Source organism: Bradyrhizobium sp., assembly GCF_035484855.1.
Classification (GTDB): domain Bacteria; phylum Pseudomonadota; class Alphaproteobacteria; order Rhizobiales; family Xanthobacteraceae; genus Bradyrhizobium.
In genome coordinates, this window is the sequence record NZ_DATHOP010000055.1 from 1 (window position 1) to 20811 (window position 20811).

The 20811-nt window shown below is 64.3% G+C and carries 12 protein-coding genes and 2 pseudogenes; 5 read left to right on the plus strand and 9 right to left on the minus strand.

The genetic code is table 11. The features are described from left to right. Nucleotides 1-319: pseudogene (locus VK804_RS07125) on the plus strand (MFS transporter); the annotation flags it as partial. A 164-nt stretch (nt 320-483) separates the two neighbouring features. Here VK804_RS07125 and VK804_RS07130 read toward each other — a convergent pair. Beyond that, nucleotides 484-1941, minus strand: a complete 1458-nt coding sequence (locus VK804_RS07130) for a glutamate synthase subunit beta (protein ID WP_325369313.1) — start codon at nt 1939-1941, stop codon at nt 484-486. Nucleotides 1942-2199: 258 nt separating this feature from the next. Next, nucleotides 2200-6933, minus strand: coding sequence for a glutamate synthase large subunit (gene gltB / locus VK804_RS07135; RefSeq protein ID WP_325369315.1), 4734 nt, complete (start codon nt 6931-6933; stop codon nt 2200-2202). Nucleotides 6934-7370: 437 nt separating this feature from the next. On the opposite strand from gltB, the gene VK804_RS07140 reads away from it, so the two are divergent. Beyond that, nucleotides 7371-8084: a hypothetical protein gene (locus VK804_RS07140; RefSeq protein ID WP_325369317.1), complete on the plus strand. Its 714-nt coding sequence runs from the start codon at nt 7371-7373 to the stop codon at nt 8082-8084. A 166-nt stretch (nt 8085-8250) separates the two neighbouring features. Here the strand turns inward: VK804_RS07140 and VK804_RS07145 are convergent, their stop codons facing one another. Next, nucleotides 8251-8721 (minus strand): Hsp20 family protein, encoded by a 471-nt coding sequence (locus VK804_RS07145; protein WP_325369319.1) that lies wholly within the window; start codon nt 8719-8721, stop codon nt 8251-8253. Between the two features lie 219 nt (nt 8722-8940). Between VK804_RS07145 and VK804_RS07150 the strand changes: the two genes are divergently transcribed. Next, complete coding sequence (locus VK804_RS07150) at nt 8941-9888, plus strand: alpha/beta hydrolase (protein WP_325369321.1); 948 nt, start codon at nt 8941-8943, stop codon at nt 9886-9888. Between the two features lie 31 nt (nt 9889-9919). Here VK804_RS07150 and VK804_RS07155 read toward each other — a convergent pair whose 3' ends face one another. The 3 genes from VK804_RS07155 to VK804_RS07165 form a co-directional block, all read right to left on the minus strand. Then, the gene (locus tag VK804_RS07155) at nt 9920-12790 is read right to left on the minus strand and encodes a di-heme-cytochrome C peroxidase (protein WP_325369323.1); all 2871 of its coding nucleotides are present in this window, start codon (nt 12788-12790) and stop codon (nt 9920-9922) included. A 171-nt stretch (nt 12791-12961) separates the two neighbouring features. Further along, nucleotides 12962-14779: an adenylate/guanylate cyclase domain-containing protein gene (locus VK804_RS07160; RefSeq protein WP_325369325.1), complete on the minus strand. Its 1818-nt coding sequence runs from the start codon at nt 14777-14779 to the stop codon at nt 12962-12964. A gap of 246 nt (nt 14780-15025) precedes the next feature. Then, nucleotides 15026-15781 (minus strand): sulfite exporter TauE/SafE family protein, encoded by a 756-nt coding sequence (locus VK804_RS07165; RefSeq protein WP_325369327.1) that lies wholly within the window; start codon nt 15779-15781, stop codon nt 15026-15028. A gap of 232 nt (nt 15782-16013) precedes the next feature. Here VK804_RS07165 and VK804_RS07170 point away from each other — a divergent pair, with 232 nt between their 5' ends. Beyond that, nucleotides 16014-16904, plus strand: a complete 891-nt coding sequence (locus tag VK804_RS07170; RefSeq protein ID WP_325369329.1) for a LysR family transcriptional regulator — start codon at nt 16014-16016, stop codon at nt 16902-16904. Between the two features lie 169 nt (nt 16905-17073). On the opposite strand, the gene VK804_RS07175 is transcribed toward VK804_RS07170, so the two are convergent. Further along, nucleotides 17074-18039, minus strand: a complete 966-nt coding sequence (locus tag VK804_RS07175) for a tripartite tricarboxylate transporter substrate binding protein (RefSeq protein ID WP_325369331.1) — start codon at nt 18037-18039, stop codon at nt 17074-17076. Between the two features lie 98 nt (nt 18040-18137). Here VK804_RS07175 and VK804_RS07180 point away from each other — a divergent pair, with 98 nt between their 5' ends. Continuing rightward, nucleotides 18138-18788: a glutathione S-transferase gene (locus VK804_RS07180; RefSeq protein ID WP_325369333.1), complete on the plus strand. Its 651-nt coding sequence runs from the start codon at nt 18138-18140 to the stop codon at nt 18786-18788. 3 nt (nt 18789-18791) lie between these two features. Here VK804_RS07180 and hisN read toward each other — a convergent pair whose 3' ends face one another. Both hisN and VK804_RS07190 read right to left on the minus strand, forming a co-directional pair. Continuing rightward, nucleotides 18792-19574, minus strand: a complete 783-nt coding sequence (gene hisN / locus VK804_RS07185) for a histidinol-phosphatase (protein ID WP_325369335.1) — start codon at nt 19572-19574, stop codon at nt 18792-18794. A gap of 542 nt (nt 19575-20116) precedes the next feature. Then, nucleotides 20117-20674: pseudogene (locus tag VK804_RS07190) on the minus strand (N-formylglutamate amidohydrolase); the annotation flags it as partial. Between the last annotated feature and the right edge of the window lie 137 nt (nt 20675-20811).

Below are 20811 nucleotides of genomic sequence, written 5' to 3' on the forward strand. Positions count from 1 at the left end.
CCCCGTCATCGTCATGGGGTTGCTTTGCTTTGCACAGATCGGCGTCTCTGCGGTGCCCCCGATGTTCTGGCCGCTGCCGGCAAGTTTCCTGACGGGAGCATCGGCTGCCGCCGGCATCGCCGCGATCAATTCGCTCGGCAATCTTTCCGGTTTCGCCGGTCCTTACGCGATGGGCTATTTAAAGGATTTGACCGGCAACTTTACCGCGGGCCTTCTATTGTTGGCGGGGTGCGCGCTGGTGGGCGCGATCGTTGTAGTGATGCTACGCATCGACGTAAGGCGCGAGCAATTGTCGGGTGACATCGCGATGGCACACTAGAAGCTTTGATGTCCTCTGCCGGCCCTTCGCGACATACTGCGCGGCCGCACAATCTCGGTCGCTTTGTGAGCGAAGCGGACATGGCATCATCGCGTTACGCCACCAAGATTATGGCGCGGGCCTCGCGTTCTCGTCGCCCGATTGTGCGGCGTCGACTGCGATCCTTACCGCGGCAGGTTCGTCGTCCCCATCAGGAACCGATCGATCGCCTGCGCGCAGAGGCGGCCTTCGCGGATGGCCCAGACCACCAGCGACTGGCCGCGGCGCATGTCGCCGGCGGAGAACACGTTCGGCCGCGAGGTCTGGTAGTCGATCAGGTTGGCGCGGACGTTGCCGCGCTGGTCGAGCTCGACGCCGAGCATCTTCAATAGACCCTCGTGCACGGGATGGACGAAGCCCATCGCGAGCAGCACGAGCTCGGCGTCGAGATCGAACTCGGTGCCGGGGAGCGGCTTGAACTTGTCGTCGACCTTGACGCAATGAAGTTTTGCCACTTTGCCGTCGCTGCCTGTGAACTTCTGCGTCAGCACGGCGAACTCGCGCACGGCGCCTTCGGCCTGGCTCGACGAGGTCCGCATCTTGAGCGGCCAGTTCGGCCAGGTCAGGCCCTTGTTCTCGTGCTCGGGCGGCGCCGGCATGATCTCGAGCTGGGTCACCGATTTGGCGCCCTGCCGGAACGAGGTGCCGATGCAGTCCGAGCCGGTGTCGCCGCCGCCGATCACGACCACATGCCTGTCGCCGGCGAGGATGTCCGGCACCCCGCCCAGCGGCTCGTTGGAGACGCGGCGGTTCTGCTGCGGAAGGAAATCCATCGCGAAGTGGATGCCGGCGAGGTCGCGGCCGGGGATCGGCAGATCGCGCGGCGCCTCGGCGCCGCCGGTCAGCGCCAGCGCGTCATATTCGTTGAGCATCTCACGCGGATCGATCGCGCCGGGCGCGGTGCCGCCGACCGGGCTGCCGTAATGGAAGGTGACGCCCTCGGCCTCCATCTGCGCGACGCGGCGGTCGATGACGTGCTTCTCCATCTTGAAATCGGGAATGCCGTAGCGCAGCAGGCCGCCGGCCTTGGCCCAGCGCTCGAACAGATGCACGTCGTGGCCGGCGCGCGCGAGCTGCTGCGCGCAAGCCATCCCCGCCGGGCCGGAGCCGACCACCGCGACCTTCTTGCCGGTTTTGGCGGAGGGGACTTCCGGCTTGATCCAGCCATTGTCCCAGGCGCGGTCGACGATGGCGCATTCTATTGTCTTGATGGTGACGGGGTTGTCGTCGATGTTGAGCGTGCAGGAGGCCTCGCACGGCGCCGGGCAGATGCGGCCTGTGAACTCCGGAAAATTGTTGGTGGAGTGCAGGTTGCGCGAAGCTTCTTCCCAACTGCCCTGGTAGACCAGATCGTTGAAATCCGGAATCTGGTTGTTGACCGGGCAGCCCGGCGTGCCCGGCGCCACCGCGCCGGTGCCGTGGCAATAGGGGATACCGCAGTTCATGCAGCGCGCGGCCTGGTCGCGCGTGTCCTTTTCGCTGAGCGGAATGACGAACTCGCGAAAATTCCTGATGCGCTCGGGGACGGGCGCGTATTTGCGATCGTGCCGGTCGATCTCCAGAAAACCTGTAATCTTGCCCATTAACCCTTAAGCCTCTGAACCGCTGCCTCGTCTGTTACGTCATTCCGGGATGCGCCGCAGGCGCAGACCCGGAATCTCGATATTGATTTGCGAGATTCCGGGTTCGCGGCTCACGCGCGCCCCGCAATGACGCCTACTCTCTCTCGTCATCCTGAGGTGCGCGCCCTTGCGCGCCTCGAAGGATCGGCCACAGGTATTCCGTGTCATCCTTCGAGGCTCGCCGAAGACGGCTCGCACCTCAGGATGACGCATTTCCTCTCACGCTCCGATCGCGATCTTCGGCTCGGCGTCGGCGTTGGCCTTCAATTCCCTCAGCGCGCGGCGGTATTCCACCGGCATCACCTTGCGGAATTTCGGCAGGTATTTTCTCCAATCGGCCAGGATATCGGCGGCGCGCTTCGATCCCGTCAGCCTGGCATGGCGGGTGATCAGGATGTGCAGCCGCTCGATATCGGATTCCAAGAGGTTCTCGAACACGTCGACCCGGCCATGGGCTTCGAGGTCGCCCAGCGCATGGTAGGCGTTCTCGTTGATCATCTCTTCCGACAGCACCGGCTCGAGTTCGACCATCGCCATGTTGCAGAGTTTCGGGAAGTCGCCGGCCTCGTCCAGCACATAGGCGACGCCGCCCGACATGCCGGCGGCAAAATTGCGTCCGGTCTTGCCGAGCACCACCACGATGCCGCCGGTCATGTATTCGCAGCAATGATCGCCGGCGCCCTCGACCACGGCCACCGCGCCGGAGTTGCGCACCGCGAAACGTTCGCCGGCGATGCCGCGGAAATAGCATTCGCCCTCGATCGCGCCGTACATCACGGTGTTGCCGACGATGATCGACTGCTCCGGCACGATCGCGGAATGGCGCGGCGGCTTGACGATGATGCGGCCGCCGGACAGTCCCTTGCCGACATAGTCGTTGGCTTCGCCTTCGAGGTCGAAGGTGACGCCGCGCGCGAGCCATGCGCCGAACGCCTGTCCCGCGGTGCCCTTGAAGGCGACCTGGATGGTGTCGTGGGGCAGGCCGGCGTGGCCGTAGATCTTCGCCACGTTGCCCGAGAGCATCGCACCCGCAGAGCGGTCGGTGTTGTTGATCTCCGTCTCGATTTTTACCGGCGCGCCGCGGTCGAGCGAGGCTTGCGCCTTCTCGATCAGCCGGCGGTCGAGTACGGCCTCCAGATGATGGTTCTGGCCCTGCGAATGATAGATCTTCTGGCCCTTTTCTTCCTTCTGGCGCACGAACAATTTTGAGAAATCGAGTCCCTTGGCCTTCCAGTGCGCCACCAGCGTGGACTGGTCGAGCATCTGGGTCTGGCCGATCATCTCGTTGAAGGTGCGGTAGCCGAGTTGAGCCATGATCTCGCGGACTTCTTCGGCGACGAAGAAGAAGTAGTTGATGACATGCTCGGGCTGGCCGGTAAAGCGCTTGCGCAGCACCGGGTCCTGGGTCGCGACTCCCACGGGGCAGGTGTTGAGATGGCACTTGCGCATCATGATGCAGCCGGCCGCAATCAGTGGCGCGGTGGCGAAGCCGAACTCGTCGGCGCCGAGCAGCGCGCCGATCACGACGTCGCGTCCGGTGCGGAAGCCGCCGTCGACCTGCACCACGATGCGGCTGCGCAGCCGCTCGCGCACCAGCGTCTGGTGGGTTTCGGCCAACCCGATTTCCCAGGGCGAACCGGCATGCTTGATCGAGGTGAGCGGCGAGGCGCCGGTGCCGCCCTCGAATCCTGCGATGGTGACGTGGTCGGCGCGCGCTTTTGCGACGCCCGCGGCCACCGTGCCGACTCCGATTTCGGAGACGAGCTTGACCGAAACCTGGCCCTCCGGATTGACGTTCTTGAGGTCGTAGATCAGCTGCGCCAGATCCTCGATCGAATAGATGTCGTGATGCGGCGGCGGCGAGATCAGGCCGACGCCGGGCGTCGAATGCCGCACTTTCGCAATGGTGGCGTCAACCTTGTGGCCGGGCAATTGGCCGCCTTCGCCGGGTTTCGCACCCTGCGCCATCTTGATCTGCATCATGTCGGCGTTGACGAGGTATTCGGTGGTGACGCCGAAGCGGCCCGAGGCGACCTGCTTGATCGCCGAACGCATGCTGTCCCCGTTCGGCAGCGGCTTGAAGCGGTCGCTCTCCTCGCCGCCCTCGCCGGTGTTGGACTTGCCGCCGATACGGTTCATCGCGATCGCCAGCGTGGTATGCGCCTCGCGCGAGATCGAGCCGAAACTCATCGCGCCGGTGGCGAAGCGCTTGACGATGTCCTTGGCCGGCTCGACGTCGTCCAGCTTGACGGGCTTGCGCTTCTCGTCCTCGGCGGTCTTGATCTTGAACAGGCCGCGCAGGGTGAGCAGCCGCTCGGACTGCTCGTTGAGGATCTTTGCGAACGCCCGGTAGCGCTCCAGCGAATTGCCGCGCACGGCATGCTGCAGCGTCGAGACCGACTCGGCGGTCCATGCATGGTCCTCGCCGCGGGTGCGATAGGCATATTCGCCGCCGACGTCGAGCGCGTTCTTGTAGACCGGGGCGTCGCCGAACGCATCGGCATGGCGGCGCGCGGTTTCCTCGGCGATTTCGGCCAATCCCACGCCCTCGATGCGGGTGTGGGTGCCGACAAAATATTTCGAGACGAAATCCGCCTTCAGCCCGACCGCGTCGAAAATCTGCGCGCCGCAATAGGACTGGTAGGTCGAGATCCCCATCTTCGACATCACCTTCAAGAGGCCCTTGCCGATCGACTTGATGTAGCGCTTGACGATCTCGTAATCGTCGAGCGCCGCCGGCAGCCGCTCCTTCATCGCGATGATGGTCTCGAACGCCAGGTAGGGATTGATCGCTTCGGCGCCGTAGCCGGCAAGGCAGGCGAAGTGATGCACCTCGCGCGGCTCACCGGATTCGACGACCATGCCTACGGACGTCCGCAATCCGGTGCGGATCAGATGATGATGCACGGCGGCGCAGGCGAGCAGCGAGGGAATCGGAATCCGGTCCGAGCCCGCCATGCGGTCGGACAGGATGATAATGTTGATACCCTCGCGCACCGCGGCCTCGGCGCGCGCGCAGAGTTCGTCGAGCACCTGTTCCAGTCCCGCCGCGCCGAGGCCGGCATGGAAGGTGGTGTCGAGCGTGCGCGACTTGAAATGGGTGTCGGCGATGTCAGAGATCGAGCGAATCTTCTCAAGGTCCGCGTCGGTCAGGATCGGCTGGCGCACTTCGAGCCGCTTGTTGCCGGCCGCGCCCTGCAGGTCGAACAGGTTCGGCCGCGGCCCGATGATCGAGACCAGGCTCATCACCAGTTCCTCGCGGATCGGATCGATCGGCGGATTGGTGACCTGCGCGAAATTCTGCTTGAAATAGGTGAACAGCGGCTTCGGCTTGTCCGACAGCGCCGAGATCGGCGTGTCGTTGCCCATCGAGCCGTTGGCTTCTTCGCCGGTGGAGGCCATCGGCGTCATCAGGATGTTGATGTCTTCCTGCGAATAGCCGAACGCCTGCTGCCGATCCAGCAGCGGCAGATTGGAACGCATGCCCTTGGTGGGGGCGTCAGGCAATTCTTCCAGCACGATCTGGGTGCGGTCGAGCCACTCGCGATAGGGATGGCTCTTCGAAAGCTGCGCCTTGATCTCGTCGTCGGGAATGAGACGGCCCTGTTCGAGGTCGACCAGCAGCATCTTGCCGGGCTGCAGCCGCCACTTGGTGATGATGTGCTCCTCGGGGATCTTCAGCACACCCATTTCCGACGCCATCACGATGCGGTCGTCGGAGGTGACGAGATAGCGCGCCGGGCGCAAGCCGTTGCGGTCGAGGGTAGCGCCGATCTGGCGGCCGTCGGTGAAGGCGATCGCGGCGGGGCCGTCCCACGGCTCCATGATCGCGGCGTGATATTCATAAAACGCGCGGCGCTCTTCATCCATCAGCGGATTGCCGGACCAGGCTTCCGGAATCATCATCATCACGGCATGCGGCAGCGAGTAGCCGCCCTGCACCAGGAATTCGAGGCCGTTGTCGAAGCAGGCGGTGTCGCTCTGTCCCTCATAGGAGATCGGCCACAGCCTCGAGATGTCCTTGCCGTAGAGCTCCGAATGCACCGAGGCCTGGCGCGCTGCCATCCAGTTGACGTTGCCGCGCAGCGTGTTGATCTCGCCATTGTGGGCGATCATCCGGTAGGGATGCGCCAGCGACCAGGCCGGGAAGGTGTTGGTCGAGAACCGCTGATGCACCAGCGCCAGCGCGCTCTCGAAATCCGGTTCCGAGAGGTCGGGATAATACTTGCCGAGCTGGTCGGCGAGGAACATGCCCTTGTAGACCACGGTGCGGCACGACAGCGACACCGGGTAATAGCCGGCAAGGCCGCGGTCGCGACGCTGGTAGATCGCCTGCGAGATCGATTTGCGCAGGATATAGAGCTTGCGCTCGAACTCGTCGTCGGTCTTCACCGCGCCGTTGCGGCCGATGAACACCTGCATGTGCGCGGGCTCGGTCGGCTTGACGGTCGCGCCGAGCGAGGAATTGTCGGATGGCACGTCGCGCCAGCCGAGCAGCATCAGGCCTTCGGCCTTGATCTGGTCGGCGATGATGCTCTTGATGACCTTGCGCCAGGCCGTCTCCCTCGGCATGAACAGCGCGCCGACCGCGTATTCGCCGGGCTTCGGCAGCTGGAAGCCGATCTCGGCGGCCTTGCGCTCGAAGAAGGCGTGCGGAATCTGCACCAGGATGCCGGCGCCGTCGCCGGCGCGCGGATCGGCGCCGACCGCGCCGCGATGCTCGAGGTTGCAGAGAATGCTGAGCGCGTCGGAGACGATCCGATGCGACTTCTTGCCCTTGATGTTGGCGATGAAGCCGACGCCGCAGGAATCCTTTTCCAGCGAGGGGTCGTAAAGACCTTCCGCCGGCGGCCGCCAGCTGAATTCGCGCGCGCCTTGCTCCGGTTTCGAATCCGGGGCCGCCGATAGCGCATCTGTCACGATGGTTTCGCGCTCGATCTCCGACCCGCTCATCTTCAGTCCTCTCAAATAAGGCTGAGCCTCACCGCGTCCTGCGGCGCACCTTGGGCGTTTGCGGTACCCACCGGGCCACCGCTCGTCCTCCGCGAGCCGCGATTTCCTAAATTCAGGCCTGGGCGTTCAGCGTCCCCGACGAACGGCCCTGCCTGCTGTCTTTTGGCGCCGCGACGCCCTTGTTTGCGTTGCAATCCCTGTGCCGGGTTCGCCCCACAATTGAGACAGTGATACTGTCCTAACTCCGACCATGCCAAATTTTTTTCTATCACACAAGCGCATGAAAGTCGCCGGTCGCTTGCTTTGGCCCGCGATGGCGACATGGGCGCGCCGCGATCCGGCCCAAGGTCCGCCGGAATCCGCAATGAAGTTACGCGTGGGGATGAGGAGCGAGAAGCTTTCAGGCCAAGGGGCGGCGTTGCAGGAGCAATGGCGCGATGAAGCAGTTCACAGGATGGATGATCTCAGCCGGCCTGGTCTTTGTGGCCTCGGCCGCCAATGCACAGGGCGTGGCGCCCTATGGTGCCGGCGCGCCGCGCTATGCGGTCGTCTCCGACTTCCAGGGGCCCTATGCGGCGATGCCCGAGGCGGGGCCGGTCGGGCGCGACTACGGGCCGAGCCTGCTGCCGCCGCAGGAAGTCTACTCCGTGCTCCGCGACAACGGATTTTCGCCGCTCGGAATCCCGCATCAGCGCGGCTTCGTCTACACGATCGCGGTGATCGACCGCGGCGGCGAGGATGGGCGGCTGGTGATCGACGCCCGCAACGGGCGAATCCTCCGCTTCATGCCCGCCTACCGGATGGGCGACAATTTCCGTGGGGATATGCCGGAAGTCTACGGCCCAGCCGGGTCTCCGCCGCCGCCAAGCCCGATCCGGGGCGGGCCGCGGCCGCCGGCTCCGATCCCGCACCTGGCGAGCCGCGCGCCCGTCGTGCCGCCGCTGCCGAAACCAGCGCCGCCGCACGCCGGCGACGTCAAGCCGCTGGCAGCCGCGCCCCCTGCCGAACCGGCGCCGCAGCAATCGGCGGCGGTACAGGCAAAACCCGCCGACGCGCCGCCGGCTCCTGCTGCCACCGTCGGTCAGGCGAAGCCCGCCGCGCCGCAAATCCTGCCGACACAGCCGATGCCGAAGATGCAGGGGCTGGATTAGTAGTGTCATTCCGGGGCGCGCGAAGCGCGAACCCGGAATCTCGTCCTGGTTGCCTCTAGATTCCGGGTTCGAGGCTTTGCCTCGCCCCGGAATGACGCGAACAATAGTTACAAAAAAACGCCCCGGTTGCCCGGGGCGTTTTCGTATTCGCCGACAGAGCGCAAGCTTACGCGGCGGCCTTTTCGGTCGAAGCCTCGACCTGAGGCGCCTGAGTGCCTGTGGAAATCGGAATGCTGCGGGGCTTCTTGGCCTCGGGGATCTCGCGGACGAGATCGACATGCAGCAGGCCGTTCTCGAGCGAAGCGTTCTTCACCGCCACGAAATCGGCGAGCTGGAAGGCGCGTTCGAAGGCGCGCGCGGCGATGCCGCGATAGAGCACCTCGCCCTGCTTGTCATTCTCATTGGCGGTTTTCTCGCCCTTGATGACAAGGGTGTTTTCCTTGGCGACGATGGAAAGCTCGTTTTGCGCGAAGCCGGAGACCGCAACCGTGATGCGATAGCCGTTCTCGCCGGTGCGCTCGATATTGTACGGCGGATAGCCGGGGCTGCCATCGGGGGTGGCGCGGTCGAGCAGCGAAAACAGCCGGTCGAAGCCGACGGTGGAACGGTAGAAGGGGGTGAGATCGTAAGTACGCATGGTGAAGTCCTCCATTGAGCGACTGTTGAATGAACCCGCCCGCCATCGGGCCGGGCTTTCGTGCAGCCCCGGCGGTCCGGTTTTCCGAAACGCTGGTAGCGGCCTGCACGATGGTGATATGGGAGGGGCGATCACGCGTTCAAGAAGCGGGGAACGCCTGCTTTTTTCGCGTTCCCACCCTTGATTTCCAGCCCCTTTTTCCTAGCCGGTCCGCCGCCCATGACGCTCGTCTCGATCCCCGCCAATCCGGTCCCGGAGGATTTCGTCACCGGCACCATCAAGACGCCTGACGGCGCCGAATTGCGGTTTGCGCGCTGGGCGCCGCCTGCCGGCCGCAAGGGCACGGTCTGCGTCTTCACCGGCCGCGCCGAGCAGATCGAGAAATATTTCGAGACCGTGCGCGATCTGCGCGACCGCGGCTTTGCGGTGGCGATGATCGACTGGCGCGGCCAGGGCCATTCGTCGCGGCGGCTGCGTGATCCGCGCAAGGGCTATGTGCGCGATTTCTCCGACTTCGAGATCGATGTCGAGACCTTCGTGCAGCAGGTGGTGCTGCCGGATTGCCCGCCGCCGCATTTCGCGCTGGCGCATTCGATGGGCGGCGCCGTGATGCTGCGGGTCGCGCATGCGGGAAAACGCTGGTTCGACCGCATGGTGCTGTCGGCGCCGATGATCGACCTGCCGGGGCACCGCACCTCGTTTCCGGCGCGCGCGCTGTTGCGGGTGTTGCGGCTGGCCGGCCAGGGCGGCCGCTACATTCCCGGCGGCAGCGACGCGCTGACCGGTGCGGACACCTTCGTCAACAATCCTCTGACCAGCGACCCCGTGCGCTACGCCCGCAACGCCGCGATCCTGGAGGAGGATCCCACGCTCGGCATCGGCTCGCCGACGGTGGCCTGGGCCGATACCGCGTCCCGCGCCATGCACGGCTTTCGCGCCGCCGATTATCCCTCGCAGATCCGCCAGCCGATCCTGATGCTGGCGGCCTCCAACGACACCATCGTCTCGACGCCTGCGATCGAGGAATTCGCCTATCATCTGCGCGCCGGCTCGCATCTCGTGATTGCCGGCGCCAAGCACGAAATCCTGCAGGAGCAGGACCGCTACCGCGCCCAATTCTGGGCGGCGTTCGACGCCTTCGTGCCCGGCACGCCGCTGTTCGGGTGAGAGGGCACGCAAGCGAAGGTTTCGCGGGCCCTCACAGCGTCTTCAGATATTCAATGAGGTTGAGGCGTTCCTCATCGCTCAGCAGTCGCCCGATCACCCCGTTTTTGTGTTCGTGCGCACCCTCGCCGGGCTTTGCCTCCAGCGAGTGGCCGAGATTGCTGTTGCCCTGGATCGGTCCGCCGGAATCGGCCGTCGAGAACAGGGTCTCGCCGGTCTTGCACTTCGGCGCTTCATTGGCCTCGACGTGGAAGCCGACCTGCTGCGGATCGAAGTCGCGGAATCCCATGCAGAATTGTTTCGGACGCTCTGCCTGGGGCATCAACATCCACCAGAGCGAGGGGACCGAACCATTGTGAAGGTAGGGTGCGGTCGCCCAGACGCCGTTCAGCGGGCGTGCGCGATAGGACAGGTTTCCGTCGTCCGGCTGTTTCTTCGCGTCAGCTGGAGAGCTCTTTGCCGGATATTCGGAGTTCTTCCAGTCATTGGGACAATTCTTTCGCGGCCCCCAAACGGCCTTCTGATCCTCGCTCGTCATGGACAGATCATCCATCCATTTCCGGCCGACCAGATCGACAACCGTCATCAGAGCGATCGAATATGGCATGTCTGTCGAGGAATAGCTCGAGGGATCGGGCATGGATGTGCAACCCCAGGCCTTGCCGAGGTCACGCGCCGGCTGGATGTCCAGGAAGCCGGGAACGGCAACCTTGCGGAATCCAAGCACCTCCGCTTGCGCCGGATCCGTGCCCATGCCGATCACAGATTTCTGCACCGGTTTTAGCGCCGGCCCCATGGTCTCGTCCCAGTGCTCCGGCTTCCAGATGCTCTCGTCCGGAAATTGCGCGTCGAAGAGGGGGTCATCGACCGGCCCGAGGTGGCACTCGAAGCAGATTTCGCCATAGAGCGCTCGGCCCTTCACGACCCGCGCCGGATCGATCTTCCACGCCGTATCGTTGGGGAATATCGCCGCCGGCCATTTCGGCGATTGCAGCCCGCCAAAACTCTTCCGATTTGGGCCGGGAGGATTGGCGCCGCGCAGCATGTCTTCGATGCGAATGAGGTTCGCGGTCTCGACCGACGAGCGGAACAGCGTGTCCCGGGGAGCGTCGGGCGAGAAATTGAGCAGCGCCGAAACCCCGAGCGCCTCGCCGGCGTTGCGGATCAAAGGCTGTTCGATCGAGGCGTCGTATTGCGCCCACAACAGCCACGGCACGGTCCAGATCGGCGGAAAACTCACCGGCGCGTTCCTGGCCACCAGATTCTTGTCGAATCCCGGGACACCGCTCAGCGCCATGTCGGTCGCGAAAACCTGATTGCCGATCCGGTTCAGCGCGTCCAGCCGTCCATAGCCTTCTTCGGTGTCCTGCTGGTGCTTGTCGTTGAGCGATTTCTCCAGCGCTTTGACCTGGCCCAACACGACGTCCCAGGTCTGCGACAGGCCTTTCTTGAGTTCGTCGCGCTGTGCCGAAGTCGCATTGCGACCGAGCACGCGGTTCGCGAAGCGCTTGAACCGGGTGGGCAAGTAGCGCGTGGTCGCAATTGCGAGGCCGGTCGCGCGTTCGAGTTTCAAAAGATCGACCATGCTTGGGCCGCCGTCGAAGCGCACGCTCACACCCTTGTAGTTGATATGTCCGGTGTGGCAGGCCGCGCAGGTCAGTCCGATCATGTCGGGTTCGGGCTCACCGGTTGCAGGATTCTTGGCGCCGCTCATCCGCGCGAAACCGACCGGCAGGCCGTCGAAATTCTCGACCGGGGTTGGTTTCAACTTCAAACCCGTGACCGTCTCAGGCGCCGGCTCGGTCTTCGCGTCGGTCGGGTAGTAACCATAGCGCTGCAAGGTCGCCTGGTCGGTATGGATAGTCTTTGGGCTTGGCAGGAATCCGAATCGCTCCAGATAGCCGCTGTCCTTGAACAGGCCGGGCCGGGTGATCAGGTGAATTCCCGGCTGTTCCAGCGCCACAAACCAGTCATAGGGCACGGGGAAAGTCATCGTGCCCTGGGTTGCATGGTGGAACCAGTGCCGGTCCTCCAGCGACCAGTTCTGGTCGAGCCAATGCGCCTCCGTGATCGAGGGAAGGTCCGGCAAGGGAGGCGGCAGCAAATCCGCGATCTTCTGCGGAAGGATTTTCCCGAGCTGATTGGGAAACTCGGCTACCACGACAAGCAACACGATGGCGACGCCGGCCAGCGCAGCCAGGCCCCACGCGACCTTGCCGGCCACGCGCACGAGCCCCGTGGCGGGCGCCGGCGCAGAAGCCAGCCTTTCCACGATCCGCTCGGGCAGCCGGCGCTCGTTGAACAGCGTGCTGACTTCCGCCGCGCTGAGATAGCGTCGCTGGCCTTCGCTCTTGCCCATGATGTCGAGCAGGACCGGCCATTCGCCCTTCATCAAGATCGGGTCGTACCAGCGCCGGTTATCCTTGGCGCGGTCGAAATTCGCTCGCATGTAGGTCGTGATTTCCGGCGAGGTCAGCCCGCGCTCGGTTCCGCCGCAGGGATCCTTGCAGAGCTGGCCGAAGCCCGCGAGACGTTCGATTTCCGCCTCGTTCACCTGGCCGTCGACGCCGAGGATGCGGGAGCCTACGCCGTGCTTGTCGAGCGGACCGTTGCGCAGTTCGTCCAGCACGGCTCCCGAACGCCAGCTCCGCCACAGGCGCAGCGGACTGAGACCATTGGCGATCAGGGCGACCATGCAGGTCTTGATGCCCACGATCTTTTTCTTCAGCCCCGTTTCGCCGCTCGCGGCCTCGACCATCCGGCAAAGCGTGGCCAGCGGCACGACGTGGCCGCTGACGAAGCCGCCCGCCACCAGTGCGCGCAGGAAGGGGCAGGGATTGTTGGGCGAAACCGGAATCTGTCCGGGCGTCCCGCTTGAACCGGTCCCGGCGCTGTCACTTTGCATGAAGGCAAATCCTCACCAACATCGAATCAAGAAACCGGATTATGAAAGTCGCTCGCGACGATATAAAGAGGATGAAGCTCGAAAAGCGAATTCGGCGGCAGCGCCAACTTCAGGATGTGCCGGAGTTTTGGCGGAATTCGCGCCGGTGTCAACCGAACGCCCGGCTACTTGCTAATCCTCCCCGGACGCCGGCTCGCCGAGGTACTGTTTTGACGCCGAATCGACGGCGGCGCTGGAAATCGACGGCACGCCGGCTTTCAAAAGTCCGTCGCGATAGTGAGCGGTGTCGGCGGCAAGCTTCCAGCGGAAATTCCTCAAGTGCCGTTCGACCGTCAATCCCGGAAAGCTCGTCATCAGGACTTCGGTCGCCCGGGCCGCATCTTCGGTTCGTCCGAGTTGCGCCAACGCTGCCGCCCGCACGGCCAGCACCTGGAGATGATTGGGATTCAAATACAGCGCTTCGCGCGCCCAGGACAATGATGCGTCATATTGTCCTAGCAGATAATGGCTGAAGGCGTTCAGCGCCGGCCACTGGAATCGGGGGTCGCTGTTGCCGCGCTGGAAAGCCGTGGAAAGCTGTTCGATCGCCTCCCGATGCTCGCCGCTGACGAAATGGCATACTCCGAGAACGCCGCGCACACCCATGTCGTAGGGGTTGAGTTCGACTGCCTTTCCTGCGGCGTTCATGGCGGCGTCGTAATTGCCCTGCATCGCCTGCACATAGGCCAAAAGCCCGAATGCGAACGATGAACGCGGATCGAGTCGGACACTGCTTTCCGCCAGGCTCATTGCCTCGCTCCACAACTCCCTCGTGCTCTTGATCCAGCCGAACTGCACCCCCTGCACCAGCATGGTGCCGAGATAGGCGCGTGCAATCGAAAGCGCCGGATCGAGCGCGATGGCCTCCCGCAGCAATCCGATCGAGATTTCGTAGTCTCGCTTGGTCGGCTTGTAGTAGTGCGACAGCCCCCGCAGGAACCGATCCCACGCGGTCAGGTCGGTGGCCAACGACCGCGCCGGCATGGATGCTTCCGCGCGATAGATTTCCGGCGCCAATGCGGCGCACAGATGGGTGGTGATTTCATCCTGCATCGCGAACAGGTCGCCGATGTCGCGGTCGTATCGTCCGGTCCACAATTGCTCGCCGTTCTCGGCGGCGATCAGTTCGGCGGTGACGCGAAGCTTGCTTCCCGCGCGCCGCACCGAACCCTGGATCAGATAGGTCGCGTCGATTTCGCGCGCGATCAGGCGCGCGCCGAGGTTCTTGCCCTTGAACTCGAAAGTCGCGCTTCGGCTCAGCACCCTGAAGAACGACTGCAGCGACAGCGCGTAGATCAGATCCTCGCTGAGCCCGTCGGAAAAATATTCGTCGGCGCTGTCGCTGAGATTGCTGAACGGCAGCACGCCCACGATCGCGGTCCGGTATTGCGCCGGCAGGCTGGATGCGCTCCTCGGCTCGCGGCCGCGGGCGTCGGAACCGCCCGGCTGCCAGTTCCAGACGTTGATCGTCTCCTCGATGTTCTTGAAACGGTGACTGCCGGCGTCGACCAGGGTGACGCTGAGATGCTTGCCCGCCTCCTGGTAGGCCTTGGCCGAGACCGCGACGCCGCCGGGAGGCGCGACTGCTTCGAGACGCACCGCGATGTTGACGCCGTCGCCGAATACTTCGTCCTCGTCGGAGATCACGTCCCCCATGTGGACGCCGAGGCGGAACAGCATCATCCGGTCCGCGGGCAGTTGGTTGTTGCGTTCCGCCATCAGCGCCTGCATTGCGGTGGCGGCCTCGATGGCGCCGACGATGCTCGGAAATTCCAGCAGGAAACCGTCGCCGGTATTCTTCACTATCCGGCCGCCGTGATTGAGGATGATCGGGTAGATCGCGCTTCGATGGGCCTTGAAGGCGGCGTGGGTGCCGGCCTCGTCGGCGCCCATCATGCGTGCGTAGCCGGCGACGTCAGCGCACACAATGGCTGCGAGGCGTCTCTCCATCAGCTGTGTCCCGTGTGTCCCCAACCCGGCAAATACCACGCTACGCGGTCGGCTGACCAAGTCCAATGAATTTAAAACACACTGCCGCGGTTCCGGACAAGTCGGCGCGAAGCGGCGAGATGCCGCTGAAAGTTGCGCCGGCAGCGTGCGAAAAATCCCGCTTAGATTGATATTATATCTTGAGGCACGCCAACGTTTAAGAACCGCCCCGCTGCGGCGTCGTCGGCTGGCCCGATGATGACGGAGTCATGACGAGACGGAACCATAGACCGCACTTGCGACCAGATAGATCCCGAGCAGGATCATCGCGATCAGGAACCAGCGGCGGAACGCTTCGGGCTGCATCCGCGAGCGCACCAATTGCCCTATGAACATGCCGGCAAAGGAGCAGGCCATGGCGATCGCGCCCGGCAGCGCGGTCGCGGCGCCAAGCAGCCCGGCGCTGGTGAGATTGAATGCCAGCGCCACGGTGGCGACCGTGAAAAACACGCCGAGCGCCTGCACCATCTCGTCCTTTTCCATGCCGATCGCCTGGATGAACGGCATTGAGGGGATGACCTGCACGCCGGTGGCGGCGGAAATGACGCCGGTGACGACGCCGACCAGGCCGCCGATCCATTTCTCGTCGCGCGGGGCCACCTTGAAGCTGAACTTGTACAAGCCCGTGATCGCGTAGATCACCAGCATCACCCCGAGCACGATCGGTCCATAATGCGCATAGGGGCCGGTCAGCATGCCTGCGTTCAGCCAGATGCCGATCACCGTGCCGATCATCAGCGGCCATAGCCGCCGGACGATGTCGCGAAAGTAGGGGCCGGCAAAAGTCTGCCAGATATTGGTGACGATGGCGGGCACGATGACGATGGCGAGCGCGCGCGATGGCGGCATGGTGACCGCGAGCAGGCCCATCGCCACCGTCGGCAGGCCGAGCCCGACCACGCCTTTGATGAAGCCCGCGAGCAGGAACGCCGCGGCGATGAAAATGAGGAGAGGGTCGGACATGTCGGGCACATTGACCGATCGCGGCCAAGGGCACAATCTGGAGGTTACGGAGCAAGCCTTCGGCCTTGACGAAGGCTGTTGCCGTCATTGCGAGGAGCGAAGCGACGAAGCAATCCACACTTCTTTCGCTGTCCGATGAATTGCTTCGCGGAGCCTGTCATCGGGCGGCGCTTTGCGCCGACCCGTTGGCTCGCAATGACGGCTTTTTGGATCATGCTCGAGGAAAAGCACCATGCGTTTCGACCTGGTCGATCTCCAGCTGTTCGTCGCGGTGGCCGATGGCGGCAGCATCACCGCCGGCGCGGACCGCGTTCATCTGGCGCTGGCCTCGGCGAGCGCGCGGATCAAGGGCCTGGAAGCCGCGCTTGGCTCAGCACTCGTCAAGCGCGGTCGCCGCGGCATCGAGCCGACCGCGGCAGGCGAAAGCCTGCTCGCGCATGCCCGCATCATCCTCCACAATGTAGAGGCGATGCGCGGCGATCTTGCGGCCTATGCCGGCGGCGCCAAGGCCAGCGTGTACCTGCTCGCCAACACCTCGGGGCTATCGGAACATCTGCCGAAGGCGCTGGCGGCATTCTTGCGCGAGCATCCCGACATCAGCGTCGATGTCGAGGAGCGCGAGAGCGCCGATATCGCGGCGGCGATCGCAACCGGCGCCGCCGATCTCGGCTTCGCCGCCGAGCACGCGCTGCCGGATCACATGGAGCGGTTCGCGTTCAGCGAGGACCGGCTGATGCTGGTCGCGCCGCGGCACGGCGAGTTTTCCGGCCGCCGCCAGATCGACTTCCAGGCGCTCGCCGGCTGTGACTTCGTCGGGCTGACCAGTACCACCGCGCTTCAGAGCCACATCGCAAGGCATGCCGCCCGGCTTGGCGTGCGGCTGCGGTTCCGGGCGCGGCTGCGGGATTTCGACGCGATCTGCCAGATGGTGGCGGCCGGCGTCGGCATGGCCGTGGTTCCGGAAGCCGCGGCGCGGCGCTGCGCCGGGACGATGCCGATCGCGATGATCCGGATCCGCGACGCGTGGGCCAACCGAAGTCTCGCGATCTGCGCCCGCAGCTTCAAGACGCTGCCGCGCCCGGCGAAGCTGCTGGTGGAGCATCTGCGCAAGGCGGCACAGTAGGCGCGTCATAACCGACGTTCGTCATGGCCGGGCTTGTCCCGGCCATCCACGTCTTGCTTAGTTGCAATAGCAAAGACGTGGATGCCCGGGACATAGGCGAGCGGAAGCGACGCCGTCCTTCAGACGGCTATGCCCGGGCATGACGAAAATGGAGAGGCTGTCGAAAAATTTATTTCTCGGTCGGGATGTGGGCGTCTCTTATCACTTTCGCCCATTTCGCCGATTCGGCTTCGATGAAATTGCGGAAATGCTCTGGCGTATCGCCAATCAGTTCCAGCCCCTGACTGGCGAGCTTTTCCTTGACCGCGGGATCGCGTATAGCCTCGGTCGCGATTTTGTTCAGGGCGGCGATGATGGCCGGCGGCGTGGCCCCGGGCGCCACCATGCCGTACCAATTCTCGGCCAGCACCTCCGGCATCCCGACTTCCGCCGTCGTCGGCACGTCCATCGCGGTCGGGGCGCGTTGCGGGGAACCGATCGCGATCGCCTTCAGGCTGCCGGCCTTGATCTGCGGCAGCAGGATGGGCAGATCGAGGAAGGTCATCTGAACCTGCTGTCCGAGCAGATCGTTGACGGCGGGCGCGGCGCCCCGATAAGGCACGTGGACGATGTCGATCTTCGCGCTCAGCTTGAACAGTTCGCCGGCAAGATGCGGCAGGCCGCCGGGACCGGTCGAGGCAAAATTGAGTTTGCCGGGCTGGGCTTTGGCCAGCGCCACCAGCTCCTTCATGTTGCTGGCGGGAACGTTGCTCGCAACCACCAGCATCTCCGGGACTTTCGCGACCAGCGTGACCGGCTGCAGATCCTTCAGCGGGTCGTAGTTCACGTTTTCCATGGTGGGGCTGATCGCGAGCGCGCCCGCGCTCACGATGCCGATGGTGTAGCCGTCGGGATTGGCCTTTGCCACCGCATCGGTTCCGAGCACGCCGCCCTGGCCGCCGCGATTGTCGATCACGACCGGCTGTTTCATCAGTTCCGACATGCGCTGGCCGATCACGCGGGCGATGATGTCGTTGGGGCCGCCGGGCGGGAACGGCACGATCAGCCGGATCGACCTGGCTGGAAAATCCTCCGCCTGACCCAATGCCGGCCACAGCAGCAACAACGCGGATGCAAGCGCCGCCCGAACCTTCATGCCATCCTCCCTGCGCGCGCCCCGAACGATGATGGGCCGCGCTTTTTTTCGTACCGTGGCACAATAGCGGGCAATTTCGAAATGCCGAGAGGGACAAAATGCTGAAGGTCTGGGGCAGGCGGAGTTCGTTCAACGTCCAGAAGGTGATGTGGCTGGTGGGGGAGCTTGGGCTTGCCCACGAACATATTGACGCCGGTGGCGATTTCGGCGGGCTCGATGCGCCGGCGTACCTCGCGATGAATCCGCACGGCCGCGTTCCGGTCATTCAAGACGGCGATGCGACGGTCTGGGAATCGCACGCCATCCTGCGCTATCTCGCCGCCCGCCATGGCGCGGGCCGCTTCTGGTCCGACGATCCGGCGGCGCGGGCGCGCGTCGACGGCTGGATGGACTGGTCGCAGACCGCGCTGCAGCCGGATTTCCTGATCGGGGTGTTCTGGGGATTCTTTCGCACGCCCGAGGACGAGCGAAACTGGCCGGTGATTCGGTCCGCGCTGGCGCGCTGCGTCGTCGATTTCGAAAAGCTGGAGCGGTTGCTCGAGGGCCGGAGCTTCCTGCTGGGCGAGGAACTTTCGCTCGCCGACATCACCGCCGGCACCTCGCTGTACCGTTACTTCGAACTCGAGATCGATCGGCCGCATCTGCCGCTGGTCGAGCGCTGGTATCGCACGCTGCGGCAGCGGGCGGCCTATCGCGAACACGTCATGATCCCGTTCGATGAACTGCGCGGCCGGCTGCTCGATCGCTAGCGATTAGCTGTTCAGCAGCTTGATCGCCGCCTCATGCACGCGCGGATCGCCGGCGGCGACGATGCGGCCGCCGCTCTGCGCCGGCTTGCCTTCCCAGGTGGTGACGACGCCGCCGGCGCCAGTGATGATCGGTATCAATGCCGCGATGTCGTAGGGCTTTAGTTCGGTCTCGACCACGAGATCGAGATGGCCCGCCGCCAGCATGCAGTAGGAATAGCAGTCGCCGCCGTAACGCGTCAGCCGCACCGCCTGCTCGATGCGGCCGAAAGCGGCGCGGTCGGCGGCGTTCATCAATAGCGGACTGGTCGTGAACGAGGTCGCCTCCTTCAGCGAGGCACAGCGGCGCACCGCCAGTTTGCGTTCGCCGGAGGGGCCGCGGTAATGCGCCGAGCCGCTGTCCCCGGAAAAGCGCTCGCCGATGAAAGGCTGGTGCATCATGCCGAACACCGGCGTGCCCTGGTGCAACAGCGCGATCAGCGTGCCCCAGATCGGAAAACCGGCGATGAAGGATTTGGTGCCGTCGATCGGGTCCAGCACCCAGACATATTCGGCGTCCTCGCGCTCATTGCCGAATTCCTCCCCGACGATGCCGTGCTGGGGGAAATTGGCCTTGATCAGCCGCCGCATCACCGCTTCCGCGGCGCGGTCGGCTTCCGTCACCGGATCGAAATCATGGCTGGTGCTTTTGTTGTCGATCGAGAGCGAGGTCCGGAAGAACGGCAGGATGGTTTCTCCCGACGAGGTCGCAAGCCGGCCGATGAAGGCTGTGAAATCGATGACCGTCACGGCGGTTCCTTGGAAAGGGGTGCGCGGGGAGGAGAGTTTTTAAGGCTCTTGCCTAGCTCAATCCTGCCGATCGCGCACCGGAAACCGATATCTATCCCGCCCGCATTGGCGCATTTTCGTTCCCCCGAATCACCGCGCGCAGCCGTGTATTTTCTGATGACAAGATCGATCACGAATTCGAGAGGTGGGGCAAAAGGGCTCTCGCATCACGCCGATCCGTGGGCTGGTATGATCCTAATATATTGAAATAGCTGTAGAAAATATCCAGATGTGACTTTTTTGTCCCGCCCCCGGACCGAATGAGGTTTTGCACTGGATATGCATGAAAACCTCTTGCGCTTTGTGCAGCGCGGTCGCATATTGTTGCGGTGCGGTAGCGCCTCGCGCTATCGCTGCCCTCCTTGGGCGTTTCCTCCCTAGACTTGGGCCGCTTGTTTACTCAAGCGGCCCTTTTTTCTTGAGACATGATTCTTCTTTAGGCGGCATCCTCGGCCTTCGCGCCGACGCGTGCCTCGAAAAGACTGGCGTGTATACAACGCGCGCTACTCCGCCGCCGCCTGGAACGGGCCGAGGTCGCCGAGCGGCGCCGCGGCCAGCGCTTCCGCCAGCGTTACGAAATCGGCCGCCACCCGCGCAAAGCCCGCGCTGCGTTCGCGCCGGCGTTCGTCCATGTAGATCGCACGGTTGAGTTCGAGCTGGATGGTGTGCAGTCCCGAGGCCGGATTGCCGTAATGCTCGGTAATGAAGCCGCCGGCATAGGGCTTGTTGCGGCCGACCGAATAGCCGAGCTGGCTCATGGTCGCCTCGACCCGGTCGGGCAGCAGCGGCGCGCAACTCGTGCCGTAGCGGTCGCCGATCACGACATCCGGCCGCCGCGGTTCATCGCGCGAGACGCCGATCGACGGCATCGAATGGCAGTCGACCACCACGACCGCGCCAAAGATCTGGTGCACCCGGTTGATCAAACGCCGCAGCGCCCGATGATAGGGCTTGTAAAGAGTCTCGATCCGCGTCAGCGCGTCGTCGACCGACAGCCGCTCGCGGTAGATTTCCTGCCCGTCGCCGACCACGCGCGGAATGGTGCCGAGCCCGCCCGCGACCTCGAAGCGGTGGCCGACGCGCTCCACGATATCGAGCGCCAGGAGCTGCGCCCCTACCGCGCCGCTGCCGAGTAGGCCCGCACTTCGCTGTCGGCGCCGCGCCTGCCTACGAAATCAGCCTGCACAACAACCGATCT

Excerpts from the sequence above, each read along its gene's own strand:
- VK804_RS07175 (WP_325369331.1), bottom strand. The coding sequence starts at position 18,039 with ATGAAGGTTCGGGCGGCGCTTGCATCCGCGTTGTTGCTGCTGTGGCCG.
- VK804_RS07130 (WP_325369313.1), bottom strand. The coding sequence starts at position 1,941 with ATGGGCAAGATTACAGGTTTTCTGGAGATCGACCGGCACGATCGCAAA.
- VK804_RS07165 (WP_325369327.1), bottom strand. The coding sequence starts at position 15,781 with ATGTCCGACCCTCTCCTCATTTTCATCGCCGCGGCGTTCCTGCTCGCG.
- VK804_RS07155 (WP_325369323.1), bottom strand. The coding sequence starts at position 12,790 with ATGCAAAGTGACAGCGCCGGGACCGGTTCAAGCGGGACGCCCGGACAG.
- VK804_RS07140 (WP_325369317.1), top strand. The coding sequence starts at position 7,371 with ATGAAGCAGTTCACAGGATGGATGATCTCAGCCGGCCTGGTCTTTGTG.
- gltB (WP_325369315.1), bottom strand. The coding sequence starts at position 6,933 with ATGAGCGGGTCGGAGATCGAGCGCGAAACCATCGTGACAGATGCGCTA.
- VK804_RS07150 (WP_325369321.1), top strand. The coding sequence starts at position 8,941 with ATGACGCTCGTCTCGATCCCCGCCAATCCGGTCCCGGAGGATTTCGTC.
- VK804_RS07170 (WP_325369329.1), top strand. The coding sequence starts at position 16,014 with ATGCGTTTCGACCTGGTCGATCTCCAGCTGTTCGTCGCGGTGGCCGAT.
- VK804_RS07145 (WP_325369319.1), bottom strand. The coding sequence starts at position 8,721 with ATGCGTACTTACGATCTCACCCCCTTCTACCGTTCCACCGTCGGCTTC.
- VK804_RS07160 (WP_325369325.1), bottom strand. The coding sequence starts at position 14,779 with ATGGAGAGACGCCTCGCAGCCATTGTGTGCGCTGACGTCGCCGGCTAC.
- VK804_RS07180 (WP_325369333.1), top strand. The coding sequence starts at position 18,138 with ATGCTGAAGGTCTGGGGCAGGCGGAGTTCGTTCAACGTCCAGAAGGTG.